General features: G+C 39.2%; 18 protein-coding genes. All 18 read right to left on the bottom strand.

Going from position 1 to position 16549, the window contains the following annotated elements; translation table 11 throughout:
• Positions 1-49: 49 nt before the first annotated feature.
• The 18 genes from LBYS11_RS06920 to LBYS11_RS06835 all read right to left on the bottom strand — a co-directional run bounded on the left by LBYS11_RS06920 (position 50) and on the right by LBYS11_RS06835 (position 16378).
• The gene (locus LBYS11_RS06920; RefSeq protein WP_048389834.1) at positions 50-1147 is read right to left on the bottom strand and encodes a prephenate dehydrogenase; all 1098 of its coding nucleotides are present in this window, start codon (positions 1145-1147) and stop codon (positions 50-52) included.
• On the bottom strand, positions 1144-2244 hold the full coding sequence (hisC, locus tag LBYS11_RS06915; protein WP_103117723.1) for a histidinol-phosphate transaminase: 1101 nt from the start codon (positions 2242-2244) through the stop codon (positions 1144-1146). The genes LBYS11_RS06920 and hisC overlap by 4 nt, the downstream gene beginning before the upstream one ends.
• 18 nt (positions 2245-2262) lie before the next feature.
• Positions 2263-2631 carry a chorismate mutase gene (gene aroH / locus LBYS11_RS06910; RefSeq protein ID WP_004232646.1) on the bottom strand — a complete coding sequence of 123 codons (369 nt, stop codon included), beginning with the start codon at positions 2629-2631 and terminating at the stop codon, positions 2263-2265.
• Complete coding sequence (aroB, locus tag LBYS11_RS06905) at positions 2628-3719, bottom strand: 3-dehydroquinate synthase (protein ID WP_054550711.1); 1092 nt, start codon at positions 3717-3719, stop codon at positions 2628-2630. The genes aroH and aroB overlap by 4 nt, the downstream gene beginning before the upstream one ends.
• Positions 3720-3722: 3 nt before the next feature.
• Entirely contained in the window at positions 3723-4904 is a 1182-nt protein-coding gene (gene aroC / locus LBYS11_RS06900) for a chorismate synthase (protein WP_066037620.1), read from the bottom strand.
• Positions 4905-5185: 281 nt separating this feature from the next.
• On the bottom strand, positions 5186-5959 hold the full coding sequence (locus LBYS11_RS06895; protein ID WP_048389829.1) for a CheR family methyltransferase: 774 nt from the start codon (positions 5957-5959) through the stop codon (positions 5186-5188).
• 84 nt (positions 5960-6043) lie between these two features.
• Positions 6044-6274, bottom strand: coding sequence for a hypothetical protein (locus LBYS11_RS06890; RefSeq protein ID WP_048389827.1), 231 nt, complete (start codon positions 6272-6274; stop codon positions 6044-6046).
• 125 nt (positions 6275-6399) lie between these two features.
• Complete coding sequence (locus LBYS11_RS06885; RefSeq protein WP_048389825.1) at positions 6400-8025, bottom strand: long-chain fatty acid--CoA ligase; 1626 nt, start codon at positions 8023-8025, stop codon at positions 6400-6402.
• A gap of 70 nt (positions 8026-8095) precedes the next feature.
• Positions 8096-8863 carry a 3-hydroxyacyl-CoA dehydrogenase gene (locus tag LBYS11_RS06880; protein ID WP_048389823.1) on the bottom strand — a complete coding sequence of 256 codons (768 nt, stop codon included), beginning with the start codon at positions 8861-8863 and terminating at the stop codon, positions 8096-8098.
• Between the two features lie 15 nt (positions 8864-8878).
• Positions 8879-10027 carry a thiolase family protein gene (locus tag LBYS11_RS06875; protein ID WP_054550709.1) on the bottom strand — a complete coding sequence of 383 codons (1149 nt, stop codon included), beginning with the start codon at positions 10025-10027 and terminating at the stop codon, positions 8879-8881.
• A gap of 437 nt (positions 10028-10464) precedes the next feature.
• Positions 10465-11199: a zinc-ribbon domain-containing protein gene (locus LBYS11_RS06870; protein WP_103117722.1), complete on the bottom strand. Its 735-nt coding sequence runs from the start codon at positions 11197-11199 to the stop codon at positions 10465-10467.
• A gap of 589 nt (positions 11200-11788) precedes the next feature.
• Positions 11789-12205: a nucleoside-diphosphate kinase gene (gene ndk, locus LBYS11_RS06865; protein ID WP_004232627.1), complete on the bottom strand. Its 417-nt coding sequence runs from the start codon at positions 12203-12205 to the stop codon at positions 11789-11791.
• Between the two features lie 86 nt (positions 12206-12291).
• Complete coding sequence (gene hepT, locus LBYS11_RS06860) at positions 12292-13266, bottom strand: heptaprenyl diphosphate synthase component II (RefSeq protein WP_103117721.1); 975 nt, start codon at positions 13264-13266, stop codon at positions 12292-12294.
• Between the two features lie 19 nt (positions 13267-13285).
• Positions 13286-13990, bottom strand: coding sequence for a demethylmenaquinone methyltransferase (locus LBYS11_RS06855; protein ID WP_048389815.1), 705 nt, complete (start codon positions 13988-13990; stop codon positions 13286-13288).
• Between the two features lie 15 nt (positions 13991-14005).
• Positions 14006-14773 carry a heptaprenyl diphosphate synthase component 1 gene (locus LBYS11_RS06850; RefSeq protein WP_103117720.1) on the bottom strand — a complete coding sequence of 256 codons (768 nt, stop codon included), beginning with the start codon at positions 14771-14773 and terminating at the stop codon, positions 14006-14008.
• A gap of 262 nt (positions 14774-15035) precedes the next feature.
• The gene (gene mtrB, locus LBYS11_RS06845; protein WP_004232621.1) at positions 15036-15254 is read right to left on the bottom strand and encodes a trp RNA-binding attenuation protein MtrB; all 219 of its coding nucleotides are present in this window, start codon (positions 15252-15254) and stop codon (positions 15036-15038) included.
• Between the two features lie 62 nt (positions 15255-15316).
• Positions 15317-15886: a GTP cyclohydrolase I FolE gene (gene folE, locus LBYS11_RS06840; protein WP_103117719.1), complete on the bottom strand. Its 570-nt coding sequence runs from the start codon at positions 15884-15886 to the stop codon at positions 15317-15319.
• Between the two features lie 219 nt (positions 15887-16105).
• Entirely contained in the window at positions 16106-16378 is a 273-nt protein-coding gene (locus LBYS11_RS06835; RefSeq protein ID WP_004232618.1) for an HU family DNA-binding protein, read from the bottom strand.
• Positions 16379-16549 lie beyond the last annotated feature (171 nt).

Genomic DNA, 16549 nt, shown 5'->3' with positions numbered 1-16549 from the left:
CCCTCCAATATGAAGATAGAAAGCGCCGAAATGCCGACGCTTTCTTATGCTAAGAAATATACGTTTCGAAATTTGCTCGTTTTTGAATACAGGCTGCAGCACGTTCGCGATCATTTTCACTTTGGAAGCTAATGACTAGAATACCGAAAACATCTTCTCGTGATTCAACGATGCGAAGATTCGTAATACTAATTGCTTCATCTGCTAAAAAGCCCGTCACTTCAGAAATAACACCTGGATAGTCAGGAACATCAACATATAGATCGAATGGTGTATACATAGCCCCTGCACTAATCGGTAATTCATCTCTCAGTTCTTTGGCAACTGCAAAATAGTTTTCAATAGCCTGTGAAGAACCCTCCATCAGCAGTTCCTTAATGCGTGTCATTTCTTTTTCCCAGCCATCTAATTGCGTGAGGAGTTCCTCGCGATTTTGCAGCGTAATATCTCGCCATAAGATGGGATTAGAAGAGGCGATTCGTGTCACATCACGAAACCCTCCTGCTGCAAGAGAACGTGTCATTGGGTACTCCCCATTTTCGCCGCCTAATTGATGAACAAGTGAGGCCGCAATAACATGCGGAAAATGACTCACCACCGCTGTCATGTGATCATGCTCACTGGCAGATACACTGACTACTTTTGCATGGGTAAATTTCAGCAAACTTTCAAGCTGTGCCATATGAACAATTTCTTCCCCAGCAAGTGGCGTAAGCATGTAATATGCGTTTTCAAAAAGATGCGCCTTAGCAGCCAGCACACCACTTTTATGAGACCCCGCCATTGGATGTCCACCAATAAACGTTATGCCAAGTTCTCGTAATTCGCTGGCTTTTTGCATAATTAATTTTTTTGTACTTCCTGTATCTGTTACGATGACTTTATTTTTCAAGGGCCATGATTTTAATTGCTCCATCCAATCCAGTGTTGCATTAACGGGCGTACCGAAGATAATAACATCAACCTCAGCCGCAACAGCCAGTGGATCTGCGACAATCTCATGCACAATATTTAATGTTTTCGCATGCTCGCGTGTTTGTGCGTCCATGTCGTAGCCAATAATTTTTGTTTCCGGTGCTTTTTGCAAAGCAAGGGCAATAGAACCTCCGATCAATCCTAGCCCTATAACGAGTACTTTGCGTGTCATGCAAATACCCCTTGTTGTTTTAACACTTCATCAAGTTGGCTAAGCAATGCTGCATTTTGAGCCTCTGTTCCAATTGTCACACGGATAAATCCTGGTAAGCCTAATGCATTACCACTGCGCACGATAAAGCCTCTTTTCATCAGCTCTTGGAAAACAATATCACTATCAGCATGGGTATCAAAGAAAATAAAGTTTGTATCAGATGGGAAGTATTTTAAATTATGCTTTTCACAAAATTCTACATATTGTTTTTTGCCTTTTTCATTGGCCTCACGGCAGGCTTCAATATAATCTTGGTCACTGAGGGCAATGGCAGCAACAGCTTGACTTAAGATTGTATTATTGAAAGGTGCACGCACAGGATCAAGCTTAGCTATAACATCAGGTTGGCCAATAGCATAGCCTACGCGGAACGAAGCTAAGCCATATGCTTTAGAGAATGTACGCAGTAAAAGCACATTCGGATACTCATTAATGATTGGTAACGTATCCTTGTGGTCTGGATGTGTAACATATTCAATGTATGCCTCATCAAGCACGACAAGGACATCGCTTGGAACCTTTGCAAGAAAGGCACGCAATGCAGCATCAGGAATGACAACTCCTGTAGGATTATTTGGACTACATACCCAAACAATAGAAGTTTGGTCATCAATTGCAGCCAACATTGCCTCTAGATCATGTGCTCCATCTTGACAAGGCACTTTACGTACTTCAGCACCTTCAATTTCAGCATTGTGCCAGTATTGAGAGAAGGAAGGGTCGGCCATAACCGTGTTTACCCCTGGATACAACAGAGCACGAGTAATAATAGCAATGATGTCATCAGAGCCGTTACCAAAAAGAAGCTGTGTTTCTTTCACACCTAGATGATTTGCCACAGCAGTACGTAGGTTTTGGGCATAGCCATCTGGATAAAGTGCATGATTCACTGCATTATTTTGTAAATAAGCTGTTACCTTAGGTGAGCACCCGAATGGATTTTCATTCGATGCCAATTTAATAACTTCCTTTAAGCCATATTCACGTTGTACTTCTTCAATTGGTTTACCTGGCTTATATGCTTGCATACCGTCCAATTGTTGTTTCCACTTCATCTAAAACATCTCCTCTACTTATTTAGCCTGGGCCAAATCTGGTCTTAATTTCACTGCATCATTGAGATACAAGTGCTTTACATCTTTTTGGGCAACCTCTACGTTTGCATGTATTAATACACGAATACATAATGGTAACGCTTCTGGCACATCCATCTCATGTGTACACATAACAGGGACATATTGCCAGCCATCCATCAAGCGTACTGCACGAGCAGGAAATGCTGAGGTAATATCTGGCGTTGTTGAAATGAGGATCGATGCGATATCATCAATGTCCACATTATTTGCTGCCACAACCTCACGCACTAATCTTGCTGTCTCATCCCATACAAGCTCTGGCTTGTCAGATTCAATTGTTATTGCTCCTCTAAGTCCACGAATCATACAAGCACCTCCGCTAATAACTGTCTATATTCAGCATCTATTTCTTGGCATTCTTCTAAATCAATAGCTTTGACAAAAGGCTTTCCAATTTTATCCAAAAGAACAAATTGTAAAATGCCATATTCCGCTTTTTTATCTTTCATTAGGTAGCTAGATAATTGTTCAAATGAATAATCACTCACAGCCTTAAAAGGATAGCCGTTTTTTATCGCAAACTGTAAAAAGGATTGGGTGAACGTTCGATCAAGTTCTCCATATCGTTCACTCAATAGAAGACAATAGACGAGTCCAATCATAACAGCCTCACCATGAGCCACTTTGCCATAACCCGCAGCTGCCTCAATGGCATGTCCATATGTATGGCCTAGGTTTAAAAACTTTCGAACGGATTGCTCTGTTTCGTCCTCAGCAACAATTTGTGCTTTCACTTCAATTCCTTTTTTTAGTTGCTTTGCTAGTTCATTTTGATTAAAATGGATCACCGAATCTCCTGTCATTAATTCCTCCAGCCAGTTCGGGTCAGAAATCATGGCATGCTTAATTAACTCTGCTGTTCCCGAACGTACCTCACGCTCTGATAAACTTTCTAAAAGAGCTGTATCATATATCACGCCTTCTGGCTGATAAAATGCGCCAATCATATTTTTTCCTAGTGGATGATTAATGGCAGTTTTTCCACCAACTGCGGAATCATGCGCTAGAATAGTCGTTGGAATTTGAATAAACGGAATCCCACGCATATAAGTTGCCGCAACAAAACCTGTTAAATCGCCAACTGCTCCTCCTCCAAAAGCAAAAATGAAGGATTTTCTGGAGCATTTTTGCTCTAATAAAAATGTTTGAGCAGCATTGTATTGATCAAAGGTTTTGCACGCTTCTCCACCTGGCAAAATAAAAACCTCAAAGTGGTACGGGAAATTTGCTTTGAAGTACTCTCCCTGTGCTGCCCAAACATTGACATCAGTAAACACAAAGAGCTTATCCGCTTTTTGAAGTTTATCAGCAAATGCCTCCACAGCTTCAGTTAGAAATTGATGCCCAAGAACAACTTCATATTGATGCGATTTTGTTGCTACTGGTACACGCATAACTTAGAACCCCTTTGTATATTGACGATGCTCGTCAATTTGAGCTTGTAATTGTGGTAGTTGATCACTATGGAATTGCTCTAAAATTGCATTCGCTATTTCCCAGGCAATAACATGTTCTGCAACTACAGACGCTGCTGGTACTGCACAGCTATCAGAGCGCTCAACACTCGCTTTAAACGGCTCTTTTGTTTCAATATCTACACTTTGTAATGGTTTATATAAAGTAGGAATTGGCTTCATCACACCACGTACAACAATTGGCATACCTGTTGACATACCGCCTTCTAAGCCACCAAGTCGATTGGTTGCACGAGTATAACCTTCTTCTTCAGACCAGATGATTTCATCGTGTACTTCAGAACCTTTTCGACGTGCCATTTCAAAGCCAAGTCCAAACTCTACTCCTTTAAATGCATTAATAGATAGCATAGCAGCAGCAAGCTTTGCATCCAGCTTACGATCATAATGTACATAAGAACCTACACCTGCTGGCATGCCTTCTACAATGATTTCTACAACACCACCGATCGAATCGCCGGCCTTTTTCGCTTCATCAATTGCCTCAACCATTTTCGCAGAGGCGATTGGATCTACACAGTAGCAAGGATCCGCTTCAACAATTGCACGAATTTCTTCTGTTGTTTTTCCTTCTATTAAAGAAGTATCGGCTTTAATTCCCACTATCTCTGTAACATGTGCAACAATGGAAATGCCTAGTTCATTAAGTAACGCCTTTGCCACAGACCCAACTGCTACTCGTACAGTTGTTTCACGCGCAGAGGAGCGCTCTAATACATTCCTTAAATCACGGTGACCATATTTCATGCCTCCAACTAAATCTGCATGACCTGGTCGAGGACGTGAGATTTGACGCTTGATATCTTCAGGATTGATATCATCAGCTAGTGGCTCTGCTCCCATAATTTTAGTCCAGTGCTTCCAATCATCATTTGTGACAACGAGTGCAACAGGAGATCCAAGTGTCTGACCATGACGAACACCAGCAACAATCTCCACTGTATCTGTTTCGATTTGCATGCGGCGCCCACGTCCATGACCTCCTTGGCGACGTTTTAAATCGTGATTAATTTTTTCTGCTGTAATGGGTAAGAGTGACGGTAAACCCTCAATAATTGTCGTTAATTGAGGTCCATGAGACTCACCTGCTGTTAAGTAACGCATAAACACTTTCTCCCTTCAACTCGCTAAAGTATGTATTTTTCACTATAACATATATTCTTTAAAAAAACAGTCCTTTTACGAATGTCTTTTAAGTAGTTACCATTTTCATAGATCTAAATGTGAATATTCTGAATGAAAGTTATAAAAAACACCTAGCTAAATTTTATAAAAAATACGCCTTTGCTTATGATAAGCGAAAAGCGTATGAATTATCTATGTTTAATGCTTGGTCAACTTTATGTACAATTGTGTTATTTGTACAAAGCTTTTCATCCATATTATTAATTATTTTTCCGATAGAAGAACGTGTCTTCTACATCAAATTCATAACGTGCTGGATTAAAAATTTGCTCTGTCGATCCAACAAATAAAACGCCATCCTTGCGCAGTGCTTTACTAAAATTATTATAAATTTGATCTTTCGCTTCTTCTGTAAAATAAATCATGACATTGCGACAAACAATTAAATCATAATTGCCATCATAAGAGTCATTCAATAAATTATGTTTCTTAAAGGTTACACAACGCTTAATCTCATCCTTCACGCGATAGAAGGAGCCTTCTTGTTCAAAATACTTTGCTTTAATATCACTTGGGACCTCGGCTAAAGAGCGTTCAGGGTAGACACCTAACTTCGCCTTTTGTATCACATTCTCATCTAAATCAGTGGCAATAATTTGAATTTGAGATAAAGGCACCAATTGAGATAATACCATTACTAAAGAATATGGTTCTTCTCCTGTCGAACAAGCCGCACTCCAAATTTTTAAACGCTTATTAGTTTGTAAAAGTTTCGGAAATATTTTCTTTTGTAATACTTCCCAGCGCTTTCCATTGCGATAAAATTCAGAAACATTGATCGTCATACGATCTAAGAATTCATTCATTAAATCACGATCTTGTTCGAGTGCCTTTAGAAAGTCTACAAAATTACGATAACCCTTTTTCTCATAAAGAGAGGTTAATCGTCTTTTCATTTGCGCTTCTTTATATAACGCTAAATCTATTCCTGTTTTGCGCTTAATACCTTCTATAAACTGTTCATAATCAGACATATGGTCATCTTCCCCTCTAGCGTCGTATTACCATTATAGCGGAAAAGCCCCAATCCTGAAATAGTCTTTCTCATGTAAGCAAATCTACTTTCTTACGTTTTGTTTTTCCTCTAAAAGTAATACTTTCGACTGTTCTAATTCAAGTCTCATTTTTTCTGTTTCAATCGTATAAGTTTCTAACCTAAGCTTTTCTAATTCTACTTCTTTTTCAACAGCCTTCAGTTTTATTTTTTGTTGTCTAGTACGAGCGTCTGTAAAAATTCCAGCTAGAGAAATAATGACGCCCCCAATTATCGCTACAATGGCAATTGACAATCCGTTCACTTCCTTTCGTTATTTTGATTATACGGCAAAATGGAAAAAATAGTTTCATTTTTCAGGAATTTATTCCAATAAAAAATGAAGGTAGTTTTTCACCACCCTCATTCTATCCATTATCGTTAGACTTGTATGCGATACTCTTTTAAATCTTCTCGTAATTTAGCCTTCAAGAATTTACCTACAGACGTTTTTGGTACCTCGTCAATGAAGACAATATCATCAGGAACCCATGATTTATGGAATTGGTGCTGTAGACTCTCTAGTAACTCTTCTTTTGTAATAGAACCCTTAAACTCTGGCTTTGCTACGACACAAGCTAACGGTCGCTCCAACCACTTTTCATGTGGAATGGCAATAACAGCTGCCTCAAAGACCTTTGGATGGGACATTAATGCATTTTCAAGCTCTACTGAAGAAATCCATTCGCCACCACTCTTAATTAAATCCTTTGTACGGTCGGTAATTTTTATATAGCCATCTGTTGTCATCACAGCAATATCGCCTGTATATAGCCAGCCGTCTTTAAAGGCCTCTTCCGTTCGTTCATCCTGATAATACTCATTAGCAATCCATGGTCCTCTAATCGTAAGCTCTCCCATCGTTTTGCCATCCCAAGGCACTTCACCATTTTCATTGACAATCCTTGTATCAATAAGTGGCATCGTCATACCTTGTGTAATCCGAACATTCATTTTTTCATCAGCCGTATAGTCCTGCATATGTGTTAAATACGTGGATAGGCTTACAAGAGGTGAGGTTTCCGTCATACCGTAACCTGTCATGTAAGGGATATTAAGTTCTTGCTCAAAGCCTCGGACAAGACCAATTGGTGAAGCAGAACCTCCACAAACAATTAATCGCATAGACGATAGGTCACGAGGGTTTTGACGCTGCTCCTGTAGAACGCCCAGCCATATGGTCGGTACACCTGCTGTCAATGTAACTTTATATACATCAAATAATTCTAGCAATAGCTGTGGTGTAAACATAGGTCCCGGTAAGACCTGTGTAGAACCAAATGCGACACTGGCAAATGGTAATCCCCATGCATTCGCATGGAACATTGGCACAACAGGTAACACCACATCCGACTCACAAATTGCAATACTGTCAGCGAGACCAGCTGTTAAACTATGAAGTACAATACTGCGATGTGTATAGACTACTCCCTTTGGCATGCCCGTCGTTGCACTGGTATAGCACATGCCTGCAGGTGTATTTTCATCTAAATCTTCTGGGAATGTGAAATGTTCATCTGCCTCCGCAAGTAGCGATTCATAGGAAAGAGCATTTGGAATCGGTAAAGTTTCTACTGCAACAGCATCACCCATAATGATATAATGCTTTACCGTTTTCAGCTGAGAGACGATAGGTGCAATTAGTGGCACCAGATTATCATCTATTAATAATATTTCATCCTCGGCATGATTGATGACATAGGCAATATGCTCAGGGGATAATCGAATATTAATCATATGCAATACTGCTCCTGCACATGGTACAGCAAAATAGGCTTCCAAATGGCGATGGTGATTCCAAGCAAATGTGCCCACCTTCATTCCTCGATCCATCCCTAGTTTCGTCAAAGCATCGGCTAATCGGCGAGTCCGTTTGACATATTCTTTATACGTAAATTCGTGAATAGTAGTGGCACTTGTTCGAGAATAGATTTTCTTTGAGTGAAAAAATCGTTCTGCACGATTCAAAAAACTTGTTAATAATAAAGGTGTATCCATCATATGCATGATACCGCTTCCCTTCATCTACGATTTTAGAAACAATCAAAACAAAAACTATTTGAACTAGATTTTGCCGTTACCTCGGTTGCATGCGAATGGCACCATCTAGTCGAATAACCTCTCCATTTAACAAGCCATTGTGGATAATACTTTCAACCAAAAGAGCATATTCCGAAGGTTTACCAAGTCGTTTAGGGAATGGTGTCATTTGAGCAAGAGCTGTTCGTGCAGGCTCAGGTAACGAAGCAAACATTGGTGTTTCAATTAATCCTGGCGCTATGGTCATCACTCGGACACCAATTTCCGCAAGCTCTCTTGCAATTGGCAACGTCATGGCTGCTACGCCACCTTTTGACGCGCTATAAGCAGCTTGTCCGATTTGCCCATCAAATGCAGCCACAGACGCGGTATTAATAATGACGCCACGCTGTCCATCCTCATTTGGCTCATTATGTTGCATTTTTTCTGCCACTAGACGGATGACATTAAACGTGCCAACTAAATTAACAGCAATCACTTTTTCAAATAACGCAAGGGCGTGTATACCACGCTTCGAAATAACTTTACTCGCATCTGCAATGCCAGCACAGTTCACTGCAACATTGATCTTGCCAAAAGCTGCAATAGCCTGCTCAAGGCCAGTCGCCACCTCCTCTTCCTTTGTGACGTCTACTCGTGCATAAAGGACATTTTGACCTAATTCTTCCACTAGAGCTTGTCCACGCTCATCATTGACATCAAAAATAATTGCTTTGCCACCCTGTCCTATTAATTTCCGAACGGTTGCCTCTCCTAAACCAGAGGCACCCCCTGTTACGACTGCCACCACTTCATGTTCCTTCATCAGACATATCCCCTTTTACATTTTTTCAATGATCGTGGCATTGGCCATTCCCATTCCCTCACAAATCGCCAACAAGCCGTAACGATAATTCTCTCGCTCCATTCGATAGAGCATGGTCGTTAACAATTTCGTACCTGTTGCCCCTAATGGATGTCCCAGTGCAATGGCGCCACCATCAGGATTGAGCTTCTGTGGGTCTCCTCCTATTTCATGCAGCCATACGAGCGGCACAGGTGCAAAGGCTTCATTTACCTCATATGTGTCGATATCCTCAATGTTGAGCCCTGACCGTTCTAATGCTTTTCTAGTAGCTTCGATTGGCCCTGTCAGCATTAATGTCGGATCAGAGCCCACGACCACTCTTGTCACAATTTTAGCGAGTGGTTGAATGCCTAGTTCTCTCGCTTTATCCAATGCCATTACGACTACAGCTGAGGCCCCATCACTCATTTGGCTCGCATTGCCCGCAGTAATCGCGCCATTCTCTTGAAAGACGGTTTTTAATCCATTTAAAATGTCAACGGTAGTTTCTGCACGAGGACCCTCATCTACCGCAAATGTTGTCACTGAGCCATCCTCTTGTGGAACTTGAATGGGTAGTATTTCAGCTTGGAAATGACCCGCTCTAATGGCGGAAATCGCCCGTTGATGGCTTTGATAAGCATAGCTATTTAGCTGTTCTTTCGATAAAGACCATTGGGAAGCAATTTTCTCTGCTGATAATCCTTGATGGATAATATCATAATTTTCCTGTAAGCGGTTACTAGCATGGGCATGTTGCATGTTTGAGCCCATTGGTACTCTTGACATACTTTCTACCCCACCAGCAATGACAATGTCCATATCCCCCGCTAAAATTGCCTGTGCTGCGAAGTGCACGGCTTGTTGGCTTGAACCACACTGACGATCAATGGTTACACCTGGCACACTATCTGGGAATCCAGCCATTAATAAAGAGGTCCTCGCAATATTTGCCCCTTGTTCTGCTGTTTGCGTCACACATCCCAAAATGACATCGTCTACTTGTTCCTTACCAATGCCTGCACGCTTTACAACCTCCTGTAATACATCAGCTGCTAAATCATCTGCTCGAACTTGACTTAATGCGCCCTTACTTCTTCCTATAGCAGTTCTCACAGCTGCTACAATCACCACTTCTCTCATGTCCATAACCCCTTTTCCTCGTCATCCTCATAGTTTATTGACGAGCCTACTCAACTATTCCTCACTTAATTATCAGAATATTACATTATTTATTGTACATGACTAAGAAGTTTTTAACAATTCTATATGTTTCTAGTAAGAGATTATTCGTCGGCATGATCCCTCTCCTTTTTTGCGCAATAAAAAAGCAATCTCAAAAAATTGAGATTGCTTGATCTATTCGAAATTAAACTAAATCTTCACCGAAGAATAAGTCGCGCTCTGCAGAAGCAAGAGGTACTATGCTTATACCTTCTTAGAATCCAAAACATATAAAACTTCCGCAAATATTTACGATAAATCTCGTCTTATCCTTCTATATTATTTATTTAAATATTTTTTCTTTTTGTTACAGAAAGCGCTCCTATACATGGTCACCTTAAGGCAACAGGTCAATGCTAGTTTTCTGTATCTTCTGTATCTTCTGTCTCTTCCTCTTCTTTGTTCTTATTTTTATCAACATATGTTTCATATTCTTCTTTTACATCTGCTGGCATTGTGATTAAATATTCTTCAAATAGACTATTAAATTTAGAATATAAATCATTTGTTTTGCTGTTAAAAGATAATAGTGAACCTGTTGGTGACTGAGCTTGATCAGCAAATTCAACATATACTCCATACATTTCTTTTAAAACTCCGTATACCTCTTCATAACCTTCTGGAACGTCTTGTAGATACTTCATGCTATGTTGGATTTCGGATTGAGTTTCTGTTAATTCTTGCAATATGCCTTTCTCTTTATATGCATCTTTTAAATTGGCTAATTCAACATTAAAATCGTTACCATTATCAATCGCATCACTCCATGTTTCTGAGTACATAGAGATAACAATCGCATTTTCTAAGACTTCTAAATACATGTTAAAAGAGTTAATCGCCATTTCTTCAACATACTCTTGAACTCTTTTTTCTTCTTGTTTTTTCTGATAAACAAAAAAGGCTCCTATGCCACCAATTACTAATAATAATCCTAAAATAGTGCTAATAATTAATTTCTTTTTTGAACCTTTTTTTTCAGAAATATTTTTTTCATCATCCTTAGTTCCAGTATCAGTAACTAAAGAACCTCCACACCCCGAACAAAACTTACTATCCTCGGGATTTTCACGTCCACATTGATTACAAAACAACTAATCACCTCATAATATAATAGTACTAATATAATACCATAGTAGACTATCTTACAGTTCTTATTTTTTACATTCTTCTACCAACATACCCAAATACTATATTTTCACGACCAAATCTGAACGTCCTAGTGCTTTAGAAATTACTGCAATACTTGCTCTTCTAACAGTTCAATTGTTTCGATATTGCCCGGTTTGATGATTTATTTGTATTCATTTATAAACGATTTTGCATGATAAAGAAATTAAAATATACATGAGGTCAATTCCCAGAAATAATTTGCCTCTTCATATTTTTTGATGAGCAACCTCCATAGATTTCTCCCTCTACATCCAGTGTAGTCTGTCAAAGATTCTTTTCGCTGTGACTGACTACACTGGATGTGGAACACTCCATAAATGGTGGTTGCCACAAAACAAAAACTAAACTATTATGTGTCTCAAGGCGTGTTAACTTTATTAAATGATTTTGACAAATAAAAAACCCCCTAACATTTTTTGTTAGAAGGTAAAAGTTACATCGGAAAAATAGATGATTTTTTTATTGAGTTCTATTCGTAGTTATTTTCGCTACGCTTCTTAGATTCACAAATTAAACTAAATCTTCACCGAAGAATAAGCCGATTTCGCGCTCTGCAGATGCAAGAGAGTCAGAACCGTGGATGATGTTGTGAGAAACAGTTGTTGCGTAGTCACCACGGATTGTACCTGGGTTAGATTCTTCAGGTTTCGTTGCACCCATCATTGTACGTGCAAGCTTGATTACGTTCTCGCCTTCCCATACCATAGCGAATACAGGACCAGAAGTGATGAAATCAACTAATTCACCAAAGAATGGACGCTCAGCATGCTCAGCATAGTGCTTTTCTGCTAATTCTTTAGGAATTACCATTAATTTAGCACCTTTCATTACAAAACCGCGACGTTCGAAACGATCAACGATGTCTCCAATTACTTGACGTTCAACGCCGTCAGGCTTAACCATTAAAAAAGTTTGTTCAATTGCCATGTTTAAAACACTCCTTAAATTCGTCTAACAGGTTTTACACCTACCGATAAATATTAACAAAAAATGAGCTTTTGTACAACAAAAAGCTAGAATTTGCGCTTACCCATGAACAATGCTACATCACGTAATTTTTTCTTAACGGGATGTTTTGGTAAAGCATCAATTTCTTGTAAGGCTTTTTTCAAATATTTATCACTCATACGATTAGCTTGCTCAATCGCATGAGATTTACGCACATATTGCAACATATTTTGACGTTCCGATTCTGTTAACGTGCCTGCAAACACTTTAACTAAGTATGGTTGCATCTCCGGATCATCTTTCAACAATAAAATCGGTAAAGTAATATTGCCCTGTAGTAAGTCACTACCTGCTGGCTTCCCTAGTTCTTTATCGGTTGCCATAATATCTAAAACATCATCGATAATTTGGAAGCTCATGCCTACAAAGTAGCCGAAGCGCTTTAAATGCCGAACTGTTTTAGCATCACCCCCCGCTGCCACAGCTCCTAGCTCACAGCTTGAAGAAATAAGTAATGCTGTTTTACGTTTGATTCTTCTAAAATAATCTTTTAAACCTTGATCTAATCTAAATTTATCTTCAATTTGAATGACTTCACCGTTACAAATCTCCACCATCGTACGGGCTAAAATTTGATGAACAAGTGGGTCTTCTAACTTTGTTATATATTCCAGCGCACGTGCGAAAATAAAATCGCCTGTGTACATTGCTACCCTGTTATTCCACTGTGATTTGACAGTCGGGCGTCCTCTTCGCATATTGGAGTCGTCAATGACATCATCATGTACAAGCGATGCCATATGAATGAGTTCTAAAGGCACTGCTACATCCTTCATCTTCTCAATGTCATAATCACCAAATTTTGCGCCTAGTAACACAAAAATTGGTCTTATCCGTTTGCCACCAGCTTGTAATAAATGGAGAGAAGCATCGTTGATCAAATATGAAGATGAGTCCACCGCTTTTTCTAACTCTTGTTCAATGATTTCGATATCTGATTTCAAATCGGAATAGAGTAGTTTTAACTTCATCTTTTCCACGTGTGAAAACCTTCCCCCATTAACGTATCTTTTTAAAGCCCATATGCATTGCCGCAGCCCCGCCACTGTATGCTTTGTACGTTACTTTTTCTAATCCTGCCTGCTCAAACAATGCCGCTAACCTTTTCATACCTGGGAAATCATTCGCAGATTCCTGAAGCCAAGAATACTCCTTATAGCTTTTCGCAAATATTTTACCAAATATCGGCATTATAAATTTAAAATAAAAACGGAACAGCTGACGATAACCAGGGATTTCAGATTGAGATGTTTCTAAACAAACCACCATTCCACCTGGTTTAACAACACGATGCATTTCCTTCAAAACTTGTAAATAATCAGGTACATTGCGAAGACCAAAGCCGATTGTCACATAATCAAACGTATCATCAGGAAAAGGCAACTCCATCGCATTTCCATGAATGAGTTCAATTTGTGGGTATGGCTCTACCTTTTTTTCGCCAACTTTCAGCATGTTTTGACTAAAGTCAAGCCCTTTTACTTCTCCACTTTCACCAACAGCCTCTGCCAATGCGATTGTCCAGTCTGCGGTGCCACAGCATACATCAAGTGCTTTTGATCCAGGTTTTACAGCCATGTGCTTCATCGTATCGTTACGCCAGCCAACATGCATCTGGAAACTAATTACACCATTCATTTTATCGTAGTTTTCCGAAATACTTTCAAATACTTCGTGAACGTGTTCTTCTTTCGTTTTAGCCATATTGAAAAACCTCTCTTATCCGTTAGTAGAAGCAATGGATGCATCTACATGTGCATGTAAAGCTTGTTTGATATCACTTTGTAAAAAGGAAGCCTGATTAATGATCTGTGATAGCTCTGTTTTTAAATGCACAATTTTCCCTTGGATGACGCTATTAAAGGTTGCGCCATTACGTCTGACACTTTCTTCTAGTGCCTTACCCATTAAAGACATTTGCCCACGTTGATAAGCTGTCCATTCTTTTTCTAAACGCAAGATTAATAAGCTTTTTTCTATAAGTGGTATATATTCACTGAAAGAATAAAGATCAAAAAATTGAGCAATTAACCCAGATTCTATCGTACTCATCGATGTATACCACTGTTCCATTGTTCGTTGTTTATTTTCATAAACCTTAATTTGATTTTCACATCGTGCCACAATACCTTGTGACAAGTTTCGAATCAATGCAACATTCCCTGACATTGCTAATATTTCATAATAACGACCACTATAAAAATCCCCAGCTAATACGGTAAGCTGCTGTTCTTTTGATGTTGCATCTAATTCTTTTATATGATCGTGAGCCGCTAATGCTGCGTACACTATGCCAACAGTAATTGCAGCCTCTTGTTGCTCTTGTTGCCACTCTTCACCATTCAAAAACGGGATTAACAAATAAAACAGTTGATTTTCATCTAGCACAGGTACACCTGTGTATTTTTGCAAAGTTCTATGACGAACATCCATGAAAATCTCTGTTTTTAACTGTGCAATTGAATTTTGAATGTATGTTGCATTCATAGACCTTACTCCATTTCACTTTCAGATACGTTAGCCCTATACAAGGCCAAACGCTTGCTTACTGAGTCATTATAGCATACGCAACGATGCGGAATAAAAAAATTTGCTTTCTTCATAGCACAGGCAGTAAAGCTCTCCCATAATTGAATGTTGGAATGCTAACTGCCCATAGACCTTATACTAAGTTTTTCACATCTAGTGTTTTTATATGTGCTGTAGAACGTTGAACAGCATTAAAACCTATCGTCAGAAACAAAATTTCTTATTTTTTCGCTTCGCTATTGATCACGCCATGTGCTGTATGAATTTGCGCTTTACCGCGTATTTTCATGGCAGACGTGTGTTCTGTAAATTGAGCAATCATTACTTCGCCGGCATCTAATTTCTCTGAATGATGGAATTTCGTATCAGTTCCACGTGTTAATCCAATGACATGTACACCATCTTCTTCTGCTTGAATAACAATATAATCTTGTGACATCTTTGTACACTCCTTAAATCCGACAAATTCTTAGTTCATCATAACATAATTAGACACGCAATTTAAGACATTTGAATAAATGATAGTACTTCTCTACGTTTCACTTCATCTTCCTCATATATACCGCGTGCAACAGATGTCACCGTTTTAGAACCAGGTTTTTTTAATCCACGCATTGTCATACACATATGCTCAGCCTCGATCACAACATAGACACCTTTTGGCGAAAGCATCTCCATAATTGTGTTTGCTACTGAAGAGGTAATACGCTCTTGCAGTTGTGGTCTGCGGGCAATCGTCTCCACTGCACGTCCTAACTTACTCAGCCCTGCAACAACGCCGTCATTTGGTATGTATGCAACATGTGCTTTGCCATAGAAAGGTACTAGATGATGCTCACACATCGAATAAAAAGGTATATCTTTGACAAGCACTAGTTCTTCATGATCCTCATGAAATACCGTTTTAAAATAATCTTTAGCATCCTCATGCAAGCCGCTGAACATTTCGGCATACATTTTTGCTACACGCTTCGGCGTATCCAATAAACCTTCACGATTTACATCTTCACCTACCGCTTCTAAAATCATTTTTACCGCTTCTTCTATTTTTAATAAATCAATATTCGACATCAAAAAACCCTCCTGCATATCAAAACATTACACATTTCCCTATGCATCGTAGCACATCCAAAAGGTAAGCGCAAAATGACTTACCTGATTCATCAGAAATTCGCTTCTAGATAAGAAAATCACTGTATATTATTATGTAAAATTCAAATTTGAAGTTAAAAAGAGCAGCCTTCATGTTCGTTAACATGAAGACTGCTCTATGTAACTACTAGACGTGTATTATTTTACCGCGTCTTTAAGCGCTTTACCTGGTTTGAAAGCAGGCACCTTGCTAGCAGCGATTTCGATTTCTTTACCAGTTTGTGGGTTACGACCTTTACGAGCCGCACGTTCACGTACTTCAAAGTTACCAAAACCAATTAATTGTACTTTGTCACCCTTTGCAAGAGCATCTTGAATTGTATCAAATACAGCTTCAACTGCTTTAGAAGCGTCTTTTTTAGAAAGACCTGCAGCTTCAGCAACAGAGTTTACTAATTCTGTTTTATTCACACCATTCACCTCCTCTCAAAGGGTCATGAACCAATTCTGTAAAAAGAGTAACACATAGAAAACCGCTACGCAACTGTATTCATACATGATTATAACCAAAAAATCAGTTTTTCACCCAAAAAACAAAAATAAAAGGACTTTTCGCATAAAAACGAAAAGCCCTGCGTATAT

Origin of the sequence: Lysinibacillus sp. YS11 (genome assembly GCF_002896375.1) — a bacterium.
Classification (GTDB): domain Bacteria; phylum Bacillota; class Bacilli; order Bacillales_A; family Planococcaceae; genus Lysinibacillus; species Lysinibacillus capsici.
Note: the sequence above shows the minus strand (reverse complement) of the source record. Positions and strands in the feature narration are given on the sequence as shown.